17 protein-coding genes are annotated in these 14,831 nt (G+C 40.4%); 15 read left to right on the top strand and 2 right to left on the bottom strand.

Annotated features, from left to right (window positions below; translation table 11 throughout):
- Nucleotides 1-66 precede the first annotated feature (66 nt).
- From serC to pyrF, 8 genes are all read left to right on the top strand, one after another.
- On the top strand, nucleotides 67-1,149 hold the full coding sequence (serC, locus tag J8L97_RS01670; RefSeq protein WP_211047637.1) for a 3-phosphoserine/phosphohydroxythreonine transaminase: 1,083 nt from the start codon (nucleotides 67-69) through the stop codon (nucleotides 1,147-1,149).
- On the top strand, nucleotides 1,149-2,429 hold the full coding sequence (gene aroA, locus J8L97_RS01665) for a 3-phosphoshikimate 1-carboxyvinyltransferase (protein WP_210997947.1): 1,281 nt from the start codon (nucleotides 1,149-1,151) through the stop codon (nucleotides 2,427-2,429). The genes serC and aroA overlap by 1 nt, the downstream gene beginning before the upstream one ends.
- Nucleotides 2,430-2,587: 158 nt before the next feature.
- Entirely contained in the window at nucleotides 2,588-3,301 is a 714-nt protein-coding gene (cmk, locus tag J8L97_RS01660) for a (d)CMP kinase (RefSeq protein ID WP_210997948.1), read from the top strand.
- A gap of 93 nt (nucleotides 3,302-3,394) precedes the next feature.
- Nucleotides 3,395-5,062, top strand: a complete 1,668-nt coding sequence (rpsA, locus tag J8L97_RS01655) for a 30S ribosomal protein S1 (RefSeq protein WP_192507312.1) — start codon at nucleotides 3,395-3,397, stop codon at nucleotides 5,060-5,062.
- A 60-nt stretch (nucleotides 5,063-5,122) separates the two neighbouring features.
- Nucleotides 5,123-5,413, top strand: coding sequence for an integration host factor subunit beta (gene ihfB, locus J8L97_RS01650; protein WP_192507313.1), 291 nt, complete (start codon nucleotides 5,123-5,125; stop codon nucleotides 5,411-5,413).
- Between the two features lie 27 nt (nucleotides 5,414-5,440).
- Nucleotides 5,441-5,704 (top strand): lipopolysaccharide assembly protein LapA domain-containing protein, encoded by a 264-nt coding sequence (locus J8L97_RS01645; RefSeq protein ID WP_192507314.1) that lies wholly within the window; start codon nucleotides 5,441-5,443, stop codon nucleotides 5,702-5,704.
- A 2-nt stretch (nucleotides 5,705-5,706) separates the two neighbouring features.
- Nucleotides 5,707-6,843 carry a lipopolysaccharide assembly protein LapB gene (locus tag J8L97_RS01640; protein ID WP_211047636.1) on the top strand — a complete coding sequence of 379 codons (1,137 nt, stop codon included), beginning with the start codon at nucleotides 5,707-5,709 and terminating at the stop codon, nucleotides 6,841-6,843.
- A 77-nt stretch (nucleotides 6,844-6,920) separates the two neighbouring features.
- Nucleotides 6,921-7,625 (top strand): orotidine-5'-phosphate decarboxylase, encoded by a 705-nt coding sequence (gene pyrF / locus J8L97_RS01635; RefSeq protein WP_211047635.1) that lies wholly within the window; start codon nucleotides 6,921-6,923, stop codon nucleotides 7,623-7,625.
- Between the two features lie 140 nt (nucleotides 7,626-7,765).
- On the opposite strand, the gene J8L97_RS01630 is transcribed toward pyrF, so the two are convergent.
- Entirely contained in the window at nucleotides 7,766-8,830 is a 1,065-nt protein-coding gene (locus J8L97_RS01630) for a metallophosphoesterase (protein WP_247688494.1), read from the bottom strand.
- A 109-nt stretch (nucleotides 8,831-8,939) separates the two neighbouring features.
- Entirely contained in the window at nucleotides 8,940-10,391 is a 1,452-nt protein-coding gene (gene sbcB, locus J8L97_RS01625; RefSeq protein ID WP_211047634.1) for an exodeoxyribonuclease I, read from the bottom strand.
- A 141-nt stretch (nucleotides 10,392-10,532) separates the two neighbouring features.
- On the opposite strand from sbcB, the gene J8L97_RS01620 reads away from it, so the two are divergent.
- The 7 genes from J8L97_RS01620 to J8L97_RS01590 all read left to right on the top strand — a co-directional run bounded on the left by J8L97_RS01620 (nucleotide 10,533) and on the right by J8L97_RS01590 (nucleotide 14,622).
- Entirely contained in the window at nucleotides 10,533-11,729 is a 1,197-nt protein-coding gene (locus tag J8L97_RS01620; protein WP_211047633.1) for a site-specific integrase, read from the top strand.
- Between the two features lie 149 nt (nucleotides 11,730-11,878).
- Complete coding sequence (locus J8L97_RS01615) at nucleotides 11,879-12,502, top strand: DUF2116 family Zn-ribbon domain-containing protein (protein ID WP_211047632.1); 624 nt, start codon at nucleotides 11,879-11,881, stop codon at nucleotides 12,500-12,502.
- A gap of 12 nt (nucleotides 12,503-12,514) precedes the next feature.
- Nucleotides 12,515-12,679 carry a hypothetical protein gene (locus J8L97_RS01610; protein WP_211047631.1) on the top strand — a complete coding sequence of 55 codons (165 nt, stop codon included), beginning with the start codon at nucleotides 12,515-12,517 and terminating at the stop codon, nucleotides 12,677-12,679.
- Between the two features lie 24 nt (nucleotides 12,680-12,703).
- The gene (locus tag J8L97_RS01605) at nucleotides 12,704-12,913 is read left to right on the top strand and encodes a hypothetical protein (protein ID WP_211047630.1); all 210 of its coding nucleotides are present in this window, start codon (nucleotides 12,704-12,706) and stop codon (nucleotides 12,911-12,913) included.
- Between the two features lie 130 nt (nucleotides 12,914-13,043).
- Complete coding sequence (locus tag J8L97_RS01600; RefSeq protein ID WP_211047629.1) at nucleotides 13,044-13,457, top strand: hypothetical protein; 414 nt, start codon at nucleotides 13,044-13,046, stop codon at nucleotides 13,455-13,457.
- A gap of 46 nt (nucleotides 13,458-13,503) precedes the next feature.
- Nucleotides 13,504-13,881 (top strand): hypothetical protein, encoded by a 378-nt coding sequence (locus tag J8L97_RS01595; protein WP_211047628.1) that lies wholly within the window; start codon nucleotides 13,504-13,506, stop codon nucleotides 13,879-13,881.
- Between the two features lie 273 nt (nucleotides 13,882-14,154).
- Nucleotides 14,155-14,622, top strand: coding sequence for a hypothetical protein (locus J8L97_RS01590; RefSeq protein WP_247688493.1), 468 nt, complete (start codon nucleotides 14,155-14,157; stop codon nucleotides 14,620-14,622).
- The last annotated feature ends 209 nt before the right edge of the window (nucleotides 14,623-14,831 follow it).

The raw sequence follows: 14,831 nt of genomic DNA, 5'->3' as shown, positions 1-14,831 counted from the left end.
CAAACTAAAAAGCGGCCGTGGCCGCTTTTTTTATCTGTAATTATTGTTGTTTAGGAATGAGGAAAAATGACGGTATATAACTTTTGTGCAGGGCCAGCAATGTTGCCCCCTGAAGTAATGAAAAAAGCACAAGCAGAATTTTTAAATTGGCAAGGCTTAGGTGTATCGGTGATGGAAGTCAGTCACCGTGCAAAACCATTTCTAGCCATGGTTGAAGAGTGTGAAGCTTCTTTACGACGCTTAATGAATATTTCAGATGACTTTGAAGTATTGTTTATGCACGGCGGTGGTCGGGGGCAATTTGCCGCGGTCCCTCTGAATTTGCACCAAGGTGACGCGCCTGGTGTGTATATTGAAAATGGTATTTGGTCTAACGGTGCAACAAAAGAAGGTGCAAAGTTCACGCAAGTTGAATCGTTAAATATTCGCACCGATAATAATGGACAGTTCGATATACAACCTGTTACCCAATGGAACTTACCAGAACAGGCCTCTTTTATTCATTACTGTCCGAATGAAACAATCGATGGAATTGAAATATTTGACGTCCCGAAGCATAACAATGCGCCAATAGTCGCTGACATGTCGTCGATGATTTTGTCTCGTGAAATTAATGTTGATGACTTTGATTTGATTTATGCCGGTGCGCAAAAGAATATCGGTCCATCAGGTTTATGTATCGTTATTGTGCGCAAAACGCTTTTAGAAAGAGATGGGCTGCCTCGCCCAGCGATATTGGATTATGCAATTGAAGCCAAGCAAGGCAGTATGTATAACACCCCGCCGACGTTTGCATGGTACTTAGCTGCTGAAGTATTTAAGTATTTAGAGGCCAATGGTGGAGTGCCAAAAATGCAGGCACATAATCAAGAAAAAGCCGCGTTATTATACGATTATATTGATACGTCAGAATTTTATAGTAACAAGGTAGCTAAGCACTGCCGCTCGTTAATGAATGTACCATTTTGGTTAAGAGATGATAGCTTAAATGCCTTGTTCTTGTCAGAAGCCGAGAAAGTAGGGTTAGTGGCACTTGAAGGGCATAGGCTTGTTGGTGGTATGAGGGCAAGTATTTATAACGCAATGCCAGTGGATGGGATCAAAGCGTTGATTGCTTTTATGAAGAAGTTTGCAAAGGAGCATAATTAATGGAACAGTTAACATTAAAACCGATATCTAAAGTATCTGGCTCAATCACTTTGCCTGGTTCTAAAAGCCTATCAAACCGGATATTGTTATTAGCTGCACTTGCGGAAGGGACAACTGAGGTACATAACTTACTAGATAGCGATGATATTCGCCATATGCTAGGTGCATTGGCGCAAATGGGGGTCTCGGTCACTTTAAACGCAGACAAAACAGTAGCGACTGTACATGGCTGTGCTGGGCAATTAAAAACGCCTGAGGAAGTATTATTTCTCGGTAACGCGGGAACAGCGTATCGTCCTTTAACAGCAGTGTTAGCGGCAACACCTGGGCGATTTGAACTTATTGGTGAGCCTCGAATGGAAGAGCGACCAATTGGCCATTTGGTTGACGCGATGACAACCTTAGGTGCAAATATTCAATATTTGAAAAGCACTGATTACCCACCATTATTAATTGAAGGTAAAAAAATTACGGGTGGACAAGTCGACATCGATGGCAGTATTTCAAGCCAATTTTTGACAGCATTATTAATGGCTGCACCATTATTTACCGGCGATACCCACATTCGTATTAAAGGTGAGTTAGTATCTAAACCTTATATTGATATAACAATTGGTGTAATGGCTCAATTTGGTGTCGAGGTTGTTAATGACAACTACCAATCATTTACAGTTAAGGGCTTGCAGCAATATAAATCACCCGATCGCATTATGGTTGAAGGAGATGCTTCTTCAGCGTCCTATTTTATTGCTGCTGCAGCGATATCTGGCGGTGAAATAGAGATCAATGGTGTTGGTAAACAAAGCGTACAAGGAGATATCGGTTTTGCGAACGTTATGGAGCAGGTGGGCGCTAACGTTGAATGGTTTGATGAAAAGCTTATCGTGCGCAAAGGGAAGTTAACAGGCGTTGATATTGATGCTAACGCAATTCCTGATGCGGCAATGACCTTAGCGACCGTCGCATTGTTTGCCAAAGGGCCAACGGCTATTCGTAACATATATAATTGGCGAGTAAAAGAAACAGATCGCTTAGCGGCGATGGCAACGGAATTACGTAAGGTGGGTGCACAGGTGACTGAGGGGCATGATTTCATTGAAATAACCCCTCCAACAACGATAAAGTTGACTGATATAGACACATACAATGATCATAGAATTGCTATGTGTTTTGCGATGGTTGCTGTTGGTGGTCATGAAATCATTATTAACGATCCTGGCTGTACGGCAAAAACATTTCCGACATTTTTTAATGTGTTAGAGTCAATTTCAACATATTAATTCAACCTGTATAAATAATAGAGCCGGCATATTATGGCTCTATTATTTATTGATTTAGTACCTATTTAACAAAAAGTTACAGGTAAGTAAGGATATATTCATTAAACTTGCGTATAATGCACGCGGTAAATTTCAGGTGAGCATTTCAGGAGGTTTAAATGCAGGCATCTATGCCAGTTATCACCGTAGACGGCCCAAGTGGATCAGGCAAAGGAACAGTTTGTCGCTTGTTAGCTGAAAAACTAAATTGGGAAGTACTAGATAGTGGAGCAATTTATCGAGTTCTTTCTTTGGCGGCGTTACACCATCAGATAGCGCTAGACAACGAAGAAGCACTAGTACCATTAGCTGCCAATTTAGATGTACAATTTTTGATTGACCCTGTTTCTAAAAATGGCAGGGTCATTTTGGAAGGAGAAGATGTTACCACTACGATTCGTAATGAAGATGTAGGGGCTGCGGCTTCGAAAGTAGCAGCGCTTCCTCGAGTACGAGAGGCATTGTTACGCAGGCAACGTGCATTTAGAACTGAAGCAGGGTTGATTGCAGATGGTCGAGATATGGGAACGGTTATTTTTCCAGATGCTCAAATTAAACTATATTTAACTGCCAGTGCAGAAGAACGAGCTCACCGCCGATTCTTAGAGTTGAATGGGCGGGGACTAGATGTTACACTAAGTGGTCTGCTAGAGGACATAAAGGCTCGCGATGAACGCGATATGAATCGCAAAGTTGCGCCTTTGGTTCCAGCATCAGACGCGATTACAATTGATACCAGTGAGCTTAATGCAGAACAGGTGTTTGCAGTTGTAATGAAAGTTCTAGAGGAGTCGGTACTTGCCGGTAAACTAGAAAAGTCGCGTTTAACCTAATTTATCAATGCATTGGCAGGAAGCTGATGTTTATTTAACTACCCCATGCAGCATGGTTGCTAATTGGAATATACTTTATGAGACGTATTTAGTATGTCAGAAAATTTTGCGCAGTTATTTGAAGAAAGCCTAAAGGGTTTTGAAGCAGAGCAAGGCTCTATTGTTAAAGGTACTGTTATTTCAATCGAGAACAACATTGTTCTTGTTGATGCTGGTTTAAAATCAGAAAGTGCTATCCCTGCGGAGCAATTCAAAAATGCTGCTGGTGAACTTGAAGTTGCTGTTGGCGACGAAGTAGATGTAGCGCTAGACGCAATCGAAGACGGTTTCGGTGAGACTATCCTTTCTCGTGAGAAAGCGAAGCGTCACGAAGCTTGGATCCGTCTTGAAAAAGCATGTGAAGAGCAAGAAACAGTTATCGGTATGATCAACGGTAAAGTTAAAGGCGGTTTCACTGTTGAAGTTGACACGATTCGTGCGTTCCTACCTGGTTCACTTGTTGATGTTCGTCCTGTACGTGACACAGCACACCTTGAAGGTAAAGAGCTTGAGTTTAAAGTAATCAAGCTTGATCAAAAGCGCAACAACGTAGTTGTTTCACGTCGTGCAGTTATCGAATCAGAGAACTCACAAGAGCGTGAAGAGCTTCTTGCAAACCTTGTAGAAGGTCAAGAAGTTAAAGGTATCGTTAAGAACCTTACTGACTACGGTGCGTTCGTTGACCTTGGTGGTGTAGATGGTCTACTACACATCACTGATATGGCGTGGAAGCGTGTTAAGCACCCTTCAGAAATCGTTAATGTTGGCGACGAAATCGCAGTTAAAGTACTTAAGTTCGACAAAGAGAAGACTCGTGTTTCTCTAGGTCTTAAGCAGCTTGGCGAAGATCCATGGGCAGCTATCGCTGGCCGTTACCCAGAAGGTGCTAAGCTTTCTGGTCGTGTAACTAACCTTACTGACTACGGTTGTTTCGTTGAAATCGAAGAAGGTGTTGAAGGTCTAGTACACGTATCTGAAATGGATTGGACTAATAAGAACATCCACCCTTCAAAAGTTGTTAGCCTTGGCGACAGCGTTGAAGTAATGGTTCTTGAAATCGACGAAGAACGTCGTCGTATCTCTCTAGGTCTTAAGCAATGTATTGCTAACCCTTGGCAAGAATTTGCTCGTCTTCAAAACAAAGGCGATCAAGTTACTGGTAAGATCAAGTCAATCACTGACTTTGGTATCTTCATCGGTCTTGACGGTGGTATTGACGGTCTTGTTCACCTTTCTGACATCTCTTGGAACACTCCAGGTGAAGAAGCGGTACGTGAGTACAAGAAAGGCGACGAAATCACTGCAATCGTATTGCAAGTTGACCCAGAGCGCGAACGTATCTCTCTTGGCGTTAAGCAAATCGAAGCTGACCCATTCAATAACTACCTAGACGTAAACAAAAAAGGTGCTATTGTTAAAGGTAAAGTGACTGAAGTTGACGCTAAAGGCGCAACTGTTGAGCTTATCGAAGGTGTTGAAGGTTACATCCGTGTAGCTGACATCGCTCAAGAGCGTATCGAAGATGCAACGACAGTTGTTTCTGCTGGTGACGAGATTGAAGCTAAATTTGTTGGTGTTGATCGTAAGAACCGTACTATCAGCCTTTCAGTTAAAGCTATGTTCGAAGCTGAAGAGAAAGAAGTTCTTGAGAAGTTGAAGAAAGAAGAGCCTGCGTTCGAAAACGCAATGGCAGCAGCTTTCAAAAACGCTCAAAAAGACTAATAATTAAGTCTTATCAGGAAGGGCGCTTTAGCCCTTCCTTTTTATATTAAAGGAAACACTATGACAAAGTCAGAATTGATAGAACAACTTGCCGAGCAACACGCACATGTTCCTGTGAAAGATGTGGAAAATGCTGTGAAAGAAATTCTTGAACAAATGGCAGGTTCATTATCATGCTCCGATCGTATTGAAATTCGTGGTTTTGGTAGTTTCTCGTTACACTTCCGTTCTCCACGCACAGGCCGTAACCCTAAAACAGGTGATACAGTTGAGCTAGACGGCAAATATGTACCACATTTTAAACCTGGTAAAGAGTTACGTGATCGTGTAAATGCCAGTATAATTGATTAAAATTGCGATACATTGATGGAGTAGCACTTGGTTAAGGTAGTACAAAAAGGATTCGTTTTAGCACTCATATTATTAGCGTTTGTAATAGGTACACAAAACCCCGAAGTGGTTAACGTTAATTATTTAATTGCGACTAGCCAATTACCTTTAGCGACTTTAATGAGTGTTTGTTTTTTCATTGGTGTGCTTATTGGATGTATGGTGAGCGTAAAGGTTTTTTCCCAGTTGAAATGGCAAAATTATCGGCTAAAAAAAAGTAACCGCCAATTGTCACCTGACACTGAACGCTGACCATGATTGAGCTGTTGTTCTTACTGCTCCCAGTCGCAGCCGCATATGGTTATGTTATGGGAAAGAATAGTGCTAAAAATCAAGCCCATGAACAAAACCGTCAAATTACATCACAATATAGTAAAGGCCTTAAATTCCTTCTTGATAGAGAGGAAGATCAAGGCTTAGAACATTTGATACGACTCCTCGAAGTTTCCGCTGATTCTGTAGAACACTACCTTACGCTTGCTACGCTTTTCAGAAAAAGAGGGGAACTTGATCGCGCAATTAAAATACATGAGTTACTGCTGAATCAACCAAATTTGAGTCATGTTGACATTGACTCTTGTCGATTAGAATTAGCAAAAGACTATATTTTGGCCGGGCTTCTAGATAGCGCCGAAGAACACCTTATTGTTCTGGTTAAAAACTCAAATAAAGATGCTCTAGAACCAATTATCAATTTATATTCCCAAATGCGAGAGTGGCATAAGGGCGTTAGTATGTATGAGGCATATAGTGAACTATTTACTAAGCCACAACATTGTGCTGCAGTCGCAAACTTTTATTGTGAAGCTGCGCTAGCGGACAAAACCCCCAAACTCATGGAAAAAACAACGGCTTTAGCGCATAAAACAATTCGGCCATTATATGAGCTAGGCAAAGATGCATTTGAACAGCAAGATTACGTTAAGGCCATATATTATTGGCGAAAGCTGATATGCAGCTTTACTTACACAGCCCCTATTTATATCGCGCAGCTTGAGCAGAGTTATGCTGAGCTGAATTTAATGAATCAATTTAATGAATTGATTATTGAGTTACTGCCAAAAGGCGGTGTGTTGATACGGATTAAGCATTGCCAAGCTTTATTAACAGATGGGCAGCAGCAGCAAGCTATTGAGTTTTTAACCGACAGTTTAAAACGTGAACCATCTATTCGAGGGTTTAGCTTTTTGTTGCAGTTACTTGGTAATAGTAATACACGAATTCAAACAGTTCTGGCAGAAATAGATAAATTGGTACAATCGTATATTGCGACTAAGCCAGAGTATCAATGTCGGCACTGTGGTTTTACAAGTCATACGCTTTATTGGATTTGTCCGTCGTGCAAACATTGGGAATCAATTGCACCGAGTAAAGGATTAGACGGTTACTAATATGTGTTTACACTAACATAAACACACCTTTTAATAATAATGCTATTTCTGAAATTTAGGTCACACTTAGGAATATTATGTCCCAAATAGATTCAAAAAAAGTGCTTATCGCACTAGATTACGATAACGAGCAAGCGGCATTAAATTTTGTTAAACAGCTTTCCCCTAGTGAGTGTCGGCTTAAGGTAGGAAAAGAAATGTTCACCTACTTTGGCCCCCAATTTGTTAAACAACTCGTTGATTTAGGGTTTGACGTATTTCTAGATCTGAAATTTCATGATATTCCCAATACTGTTGCAAAAGCCGTTGCTGCAGCCGCTGAATTAGGTGTGTGGATGGTTAACGTTCATGCCAGTGGTGGACTTGAAATGATGCAAAAAGCCAAGCAGGCACTGGAAAAGTATGGTGAAAAAGCTCCACTGCTGATTGCTGTGACGGTTTTAACAAGCATGGACCAAGCGCAGTTACTGCGTTTAAGCATTGAAAAAACACCACAAGATCAGGTTGTTTACTTAGCTAAACTTGCTCAAGAAGCAGGGTTAGATGGGGTTGTGTGCTCGGCGCAAGAAGCAAAAACGCTTAAGGTGTCACTGGGCGGTGGGTTTAAGCTGATCACACCAGGTATTAGGCCTTTAGGCAGCGATGCTGGGGATCAAAAACGCATTATGACCCCGCAAAAGGCCATTGCCGCAGGCAGTGATTATTTGGTTATTGGTCGTCCAATAACACAGGCAGATGATCCGGTTAAAACATTAGCAGAGATCAATGCGTCAATAGCTTAACGATTTAGATAAATCGTTAAGTATTAAAAGCAGCCATAGGCCGCTTTTTTTATGTAATTTTTTCGCTAAGTCATGTAGTTAAGTTACTATGACAGATAGAAACAAAGCGCTATAAACTCATGCGCTTAAATTCAGAGGGGTTACTCAACCAAAAGCTCAACATCGCCATTATATTTTCCGCGAAAGAGCGCGTTATTTTTGAATAATAACAGTTCACCTTGTTTGCCATGTTTTATGCTGCTATCGATGGCAATGACTTTATTATCGGCAATTGCTTTAACTTTTGTTTGTGAGGTGTGGCCAACAACAATGTGCTCTACTTGATAATAGTTAAGTAATGTCGTCAGTTCTTTGTCAGTTATGTTGTTGAAATACCCTCTGTACCAAATTGGTCCATTTCGACCAAATAACCGTTTGGCAAATTGAGGCCGCTCTTTATTAACCAGGTATTGAGAAAATACAGCGTTAATTTTAGCGATAGAAACCTTGTCATGTGCAAAACTAGCAGGCAAACCACCATGCATGAATAATGCGTTATTTAGCTTCAAGATAACATTTTTGCTGCGGAGCCATTGCCCTAACACCGTGTTACTTGCATACAGTAAGTCGATGTCTCGGCCTAATAGCTGCTCAGTTTTTACATACTTCTCATGTAAGTACCTATCATCATTGTTTAACACCATCACTTCATGGTTACCCAATAACAAATGCAGTTGCCCATTTGCCTTTTTCGCTTGAGTTTCTAAATCGTACAAAAACCAAAGGATATCTGTCACATCCGGTCCTCGGTCAAATATATCACCGGTAATAATTAAGTGGCCTGCGCCAAACGCCCATTGGTTTTTACTATCAATGATGTTGTGATTGACAAGTAGGGTTTTCAATACTGAAAATTGCCCGTGTACATCACTGAGTGCCGCATACTTTTTGATATTACTAAAAATCGCAGGCTGTTTTGAAGAAGGGGTTTGTAGCTGCGTGTCTAATGTCATTCCACATTGGTTGAACTTCAACTCTTTTGTTAATTTACGTGTTTGTAAACTCGTTTGATTGTTACAAACCCATTCAACTTGCATGGTTTTGCTATTGAGCGTGACATAAGGTCCGTCAGAAAAAGCGGCAAGGCTTTGGCAACTTACGCAGATGAGCAACAGTAACATGATATGTTTTATTATTGAGTTTGGAGCTGAGGGAAAATGGCGCATGATGTCCTTATTTAGTTTATTAATAGTATGAGTAAAAAGCCTATTTAGGCATAGCGTGAAAGCTGTTGAGGTGTCAGCTTTCACATGAGTACAAGTTTACACCGTAAATTTATAGGCTCTGCGCATAGTGATAAAGGGCTTTAAGTATGTTTAAGTTTTTTTCATTGCCTTCATTTTCGTGAACCAAATTTTCAAGGGTTAACATAAAATCTTCAGCCGAAATAGAAGGGTGGTCTTCACCATGCATGAGCTTGTTTTGGCAATACTTACGCCAAGCATCAAGCTCGTTAGGGGTTAATGACTCAGGCCAGTTTCTGGCGCGATATCTAAATAACATGGTGGTAAACTTAGGGTCTTCAAACTCGATATTGAGTTCACTTAATGATTCCGGGCGTGAATCGCGCACTACTGCGAATTTGGCTTTGTCAGCTTTGCTAATAAAGCCATTATACAATTGATAATCAGGGTTGGTTGTTGCGCTAAAGTCGGCTGGGTCATTAAAAACCTTAGCCACTTTATCTCGCAGTTCAGGGTGAGCTTTTAATATTTTTAGGTGCTCAAGGCATTGTTCGCGATCAATCCCTAATCGAGCCGCGTTTTCAGGTAGCAGTGTTTTTGCTGGTGCGAGAATAGGGCACTTGTTTACGTGAACTAACTTTAATCCAACAGGTAAATCACCTTCAGCCATATCGCTGCGTTTGGTATACAATCGTTCTCGTAATTCTTCAACCGATAAATCAAGTAATACTTGCGGGTTTTCAGTTAAATTAAAGCAGACGATGGCATTTTTATTACTCGGGTGGAAACTCATCGGGGCAACCCACGTGGTACATCCTTGTGTTGCAGGAATACGAGAGGAGGTATGCACAAGTGGCTGCATGTTAAATACATCAATGATGTCGAGTAGCGCTTTCTTATTTTTAAGACTGAAGAAAAAGTTAAACAACTTTGGCTGTTTAGTTTTGATCAGTTTCGCTAAGTCGATGGTGGCAGTTACATCACTTAATGCATCGTGTGCAGCGCCATGTTCAATACCATTGGCAACGGTTAGGTGCTCAAGTTTGAAGCTCGGCGTACCATCTTCTTTTAGTGGCCATTCAATGCCTTCAGGGCGCAGTGCATAACAGGCACGTACTAAATCAATAATATCCCAGCGGCTGTTTCCATTTTGCCACTCGCGTTCGTACGGGTCATAAAAATTTCGATACAGGCTATAACGCGTGACTTCATCATCAAAACGAATACTATTGTAGCCCGCCACACAGGTACCCGGTTGGCTAAATTGTGCATGGATTTTTGCCATAAACTCGGCTTCAATTAAGCCATGTTTTTGCGCATGTTGCGGAGTGATCCCCGTTATCAAACAGGCTTCAGGGTGAGGCAAATAATCAGGCGCAGGTTTGCAATATTCAATGAGTGGTTCACCAATGATGTTGAGATCGTAATCGGTACGAATTCCAGCAAATTGGCTCGGCCTGTCTTTTTGTGGTGTCGCACCAAAAGTCTCATAGTCGTGCCAATAGATACTTGGTGTATTCTCGTTGTTTTTCTGGTTTTCCATTAGTATCTATTTACCTTTAATATCAATTGCTTAATCTCATTTTGTGTGTGCGGTGTACTTTTTGTGTTTCTATTCATTATCATATTGTGTGTATGCTAGTGTGTATATCGAAAACGTCATGGTGTGTATATCCTGTAGCTTATGATTAGTGATACAAAATTACGCAGTTTGTTAAACAAACCCAATGAACCACTTATATTATCTCACAGAGATGGCCTACGCGTAAAACGTAATAAAAACGGGTCGATTTCTTGGCAATATAGATGTCGTATAGGTGGCAAACAGGCGTTAGTAACTTTGGGTAAGTACTCAGGGCTTACAATTAAACAAGCGCAAGAACTCGTGCCTAAGCTTCAGACATGGCTCATTGAGGGTAAAGACCCGCGCATTGAATTAAAGCGCGGTGAGGCCAATGATCATGTTCCAAGCATTTCAGAACTGGCGCAACAGTGGTTAGAAAAAAAATCACCAACCCTCAAAATAAAAACGCAAACCCTTTATGCTAATAATATTAGCAAATGGATCGCCCCTTATTTGAACGTGCAAGCTGACACGATGACAGCACTAACATGGGTTCAGTATTTCGATAAAATTAACGAATTGGGTTCAGTTAAAAGCGCGGGCGTGTTACTTGTGCGTCTGAAAACCATTTTACGATGGGCGGCTATGCGAGGGCAGATAGAACCAGGCAACGCTTTATTTAATCTACAAGTAAAAGATATTGGTGAGCCTGCAAGTGTCGGACAACGCTTTCTACAATTCAATGAGGTTGCAATGCTTTGGCGCCAGATTGATTTGAGTCGAGCGGCACCGGCTACAAAAGCATGTTTACAACTGATATTTTTAACCGGCGCTCGACAGTCAGAAGTGCGACTAATGAAATGGGAACATTTAGATTTTAATAATAGAATATGGACCGTTCCGCCTGAAAATTCAAAAACAAATGAGGCGATCAGGCGTCCCATCACGCCGAAAATGGAAGAAATATTAAACTCGTTAGCGGCTCTATACGGCAGTCGTGATCATGTTATTCCGGGTAGTTCTCCACGCAAACCACTCACTACACATGCGGTCAACAGATATTGCGCTAGGGTATGGGAACAGCTCAATTACAAGTACAAGATTGTTAAATTCTTACCACATGATGCGCGGCGATCTTTAAGTACATTGTTAATCGAATTAGAAATCCCCCCTCACGTCACAGAAAAGATGCTCGGTCATAAAATGCGAGGTGTAATGGCGATATATAACAAGCACGATTACATGAAAGAGCAAGCACACGCATATGAGATTTACTGGCAAAAAATAAACGAGGCAATAGCAAACCTTAAAAGTTAGCTTTCCCGAAGTTGAGCAAGGGCGGAGGGTATCGTACCGAGACTACAAAGCGGGGTTGTAGGCCTTTCCCCGTTTCCTATTACCCCTTATTTAATAGTACCTGTAGACCGTTGTATTGTTTTTAAACTATCATATAGGAAACATTAGGTATGCCTAATTTGTCGGATTACACTGGCAACCGCTTTCACGCACTCACTGTGCTGCATCTCGTTGGTACAGTAAAACATGGTCGTAATAACGTCAAAATCTGGCTATGCGAATGCGTGTGTGGCAAAACGCTGGAAGTTGACCAGGCATCTTTGCTTAAAGGTCAAAAACCCGCGTGTAAAACCTGCCGCCGTGGGCCGTGTGTTATTTGTGGCTCACCGATTGACAATGACGACTGGGGCGTTAAGCGTAATACTTGCTCTGATAAATGTCAGCATGAGCAAAAAAAAGCAAGTCATCGCAAGCGCTATTACAAGCTCATTGAGCAAGACCCAGAACACAACAAAAAGCGGCATAAAGCACGGCAACTGGCTGATCCACTGTATGAGAAAAAGCGTTACCAGTTACGACTTAAGCGCTTAAATGCGTTACCAGAGAAACAGCGACAAGCGCTTATTCAAAAGCAAAATGAATATACGAATTTGTGGCGTTCTGCGTATGTTAAAAAGCTTAAAGTTGATGACCCTGAAGCATATCAGCGTTATTGCAAAGCAACGAACGCGTACTATCGACGTTGGTATCGAGAAAATAGAACACCAGACGAAAAAATGATATACAAGCATTAAAGGAGTATTTAAATGAAGCTTAAAGAATTAATTAAAAACTTACAGGAAATAGAAAAAACACTACCGTTTGATTCAGAGGTCGTTACTGGGGATGACTTCATGCCACAACGTGTTGTTAAGGTTCATCATGAGCCACCCTACACATTCATCGAATTTGAAGAACCAAAAGATTATTAAATTTTAATGAAGCAAGGAATCAAGATGAAAAACACTCTACCTGAAAGTGAAGGAACATATTTGATGATTGACTCTGATGGAAATAAAAAGGAAGTCAGAATAGAAAATATGGCCATAACTAAAAATCACCCGCGAAATTTGCATGTTATTGAGAGTAGTTCTGATTATTATGCTCTGACTATTGAAAACGGCTGTGATCAATATACATGGGAAAAATCGATTATGGCTGAGTAGATAGAAAACAAAGGGGTGAAGCCTAAATTTTCATTCGTTTCAGTGCGTTTTGATAACTGCATAAGCAACGATTCCGCACTTGCAGAGAAGCTAATTGAGAGTATCCATGTTGATGAATTGGAGTGGCATCTTGATCAATGCGGTGCAGAGCCAACACACTATAAATCAGCAATTAATTAATGTAGGAAATTGGGAAACTGAAATGCCAATAAATATAGCAAAAAAAGCTGCTGAAGCAGACCATATTCGACAAAACAAATTTAAGGAAATAACAGCTAAAGAAAACCGTGAAAATTTACCATACCATATGTTATTAGGTGTGGTGATAGTTATATGTATATGTACTATTAATGAATACCTCATGTCATTAAGTTGGGGGAAATTAGGTGGCACTATGGTGGGGTTATCTTTGATTGGCCAATCCATAGTGCATTGGATCGAACTAAATCCAACAAGAGACAACCTTAAATCTAAGGAATCAATGATTACTGTCGTGTCAGGAGTGGTAGCTTTAATTGGCACTATTTTATGGACATTCGGATAAATATTAGTAGTAGGATAAATTAATAACTACAGATAAGGAGGCTAAAATGGAAGAAATTGTAAAATATACCTCATTGATAACACTCTGCGGTGCTGCAATTTCATTTGTTATCGGTTTATTGAAGTGGATTGATCAGAGAAATAGAGAGCGAGAGCAGAAGCATTACGATGCTTTTCATAAAATGGTCCTTATTGCATCAGGAGTTGATGAAAGCGGCAAGACTGTCAGAATGGTTCAGCAAATTGCCGCAATCTATCAACTTCAAGAATTCAAAAAGTACTCATTTGCTTCATTACCTGTTCTAGAGTTAATGGAATTTGAATACACAGAGCTAGCAAAAAGGGAAGCAGAGCCTAGGGCTCACCATATGCATAAGGCTATTAAGTCATCAATAGCTTGCCTGAAATCTTACGAAAATCTCTAAAACCGCTGATTGGCTGGCCGTAAGCAACCTTAATTAAATATATGGGAAACTATTGCAGCTATCAATAACGTTTACTTAAGAATTAAAACAACTGGATTTTGAAATAATGCTTCAATCGAAAAACACACAAATTTTTATTGCATGCATTGGTTTAGTTTTTACAGGAGCAATATTTGAGCCTTTACTAAGTCAGCCTTTTTTTAGAATAATAAGTTTACTTTCCGGTATTGGTGGAATAGTCGGCGGAACATGTGCCTTAATTGCTCTTTTTCAATGGAGAAAAAAATTAAATATGGCAAGAAGCTTGAAGTTTTAGAGGTGTTAGAAAAAGTTCACTCAGCAGGTACAGGCCTTGACGTTTGTTTAAATTCAATGCATTTGGATGCAGTTTTGTTTGCGAAAAGTGAAGACGAATGTGTTAAAAGTCAACACGAAGAGAGATATAAGCTATTCTATAAAAAGTATCTGGAAGGTGTTGATAGAATTAAATTATTACACGCTGAGCTTCTAGTGAAATCGCGCTTGTTAAAAGCAATTAACCAGGATAAAGAAGTTCATAATTTAATGACAAATGTTATCTCAGTTCAACGGAAGTTTATTAATAAGGTACCTGTATCTATCCCGATCGATAGTCAAAATAGCAAAGCTTTATTAGGCCTTGCGTCATGCGAATTTGGTAATGAAAACAATAGAGAATGCTCTAAGTACAGAAACTATTTGTACAATTCTTTAGGTATTTAAATTAGTTATTGGAATACGTGAAATTTCGTGGAAATTGAAACAGTTGAAAAATCAGCCACGCGATTACATGCGGTCATTATTGACGGTATAGGTTTTGGTGATCCCGATGCAGGAGCATAACATGAGCAATAGCGCACCAACTTCAATTTCTGAGCCTCTAGGGGCTGTGTTTATTCTGGATGCAGCTGCTGAGATGTTAAGTACGTGTT

The sequence above is a fragment of the Pseudoalteromonas sp. MMG012 genome (assembly GCF_018100875.1).
Taxonomy (GTDB): domain Bacteria; phylum Pseudomonadota; class Gammaproteobacteria; order Enterobacterales; family Alteromonadaceae; genus Pseudoalteromonas; species Pseudoalteromonas aurantia.
The sequence above is the reverse complement of the archived record's forward strand: the minus strand, read 5'-3'. Positions and strand labels throughout refer to the sequence as shown.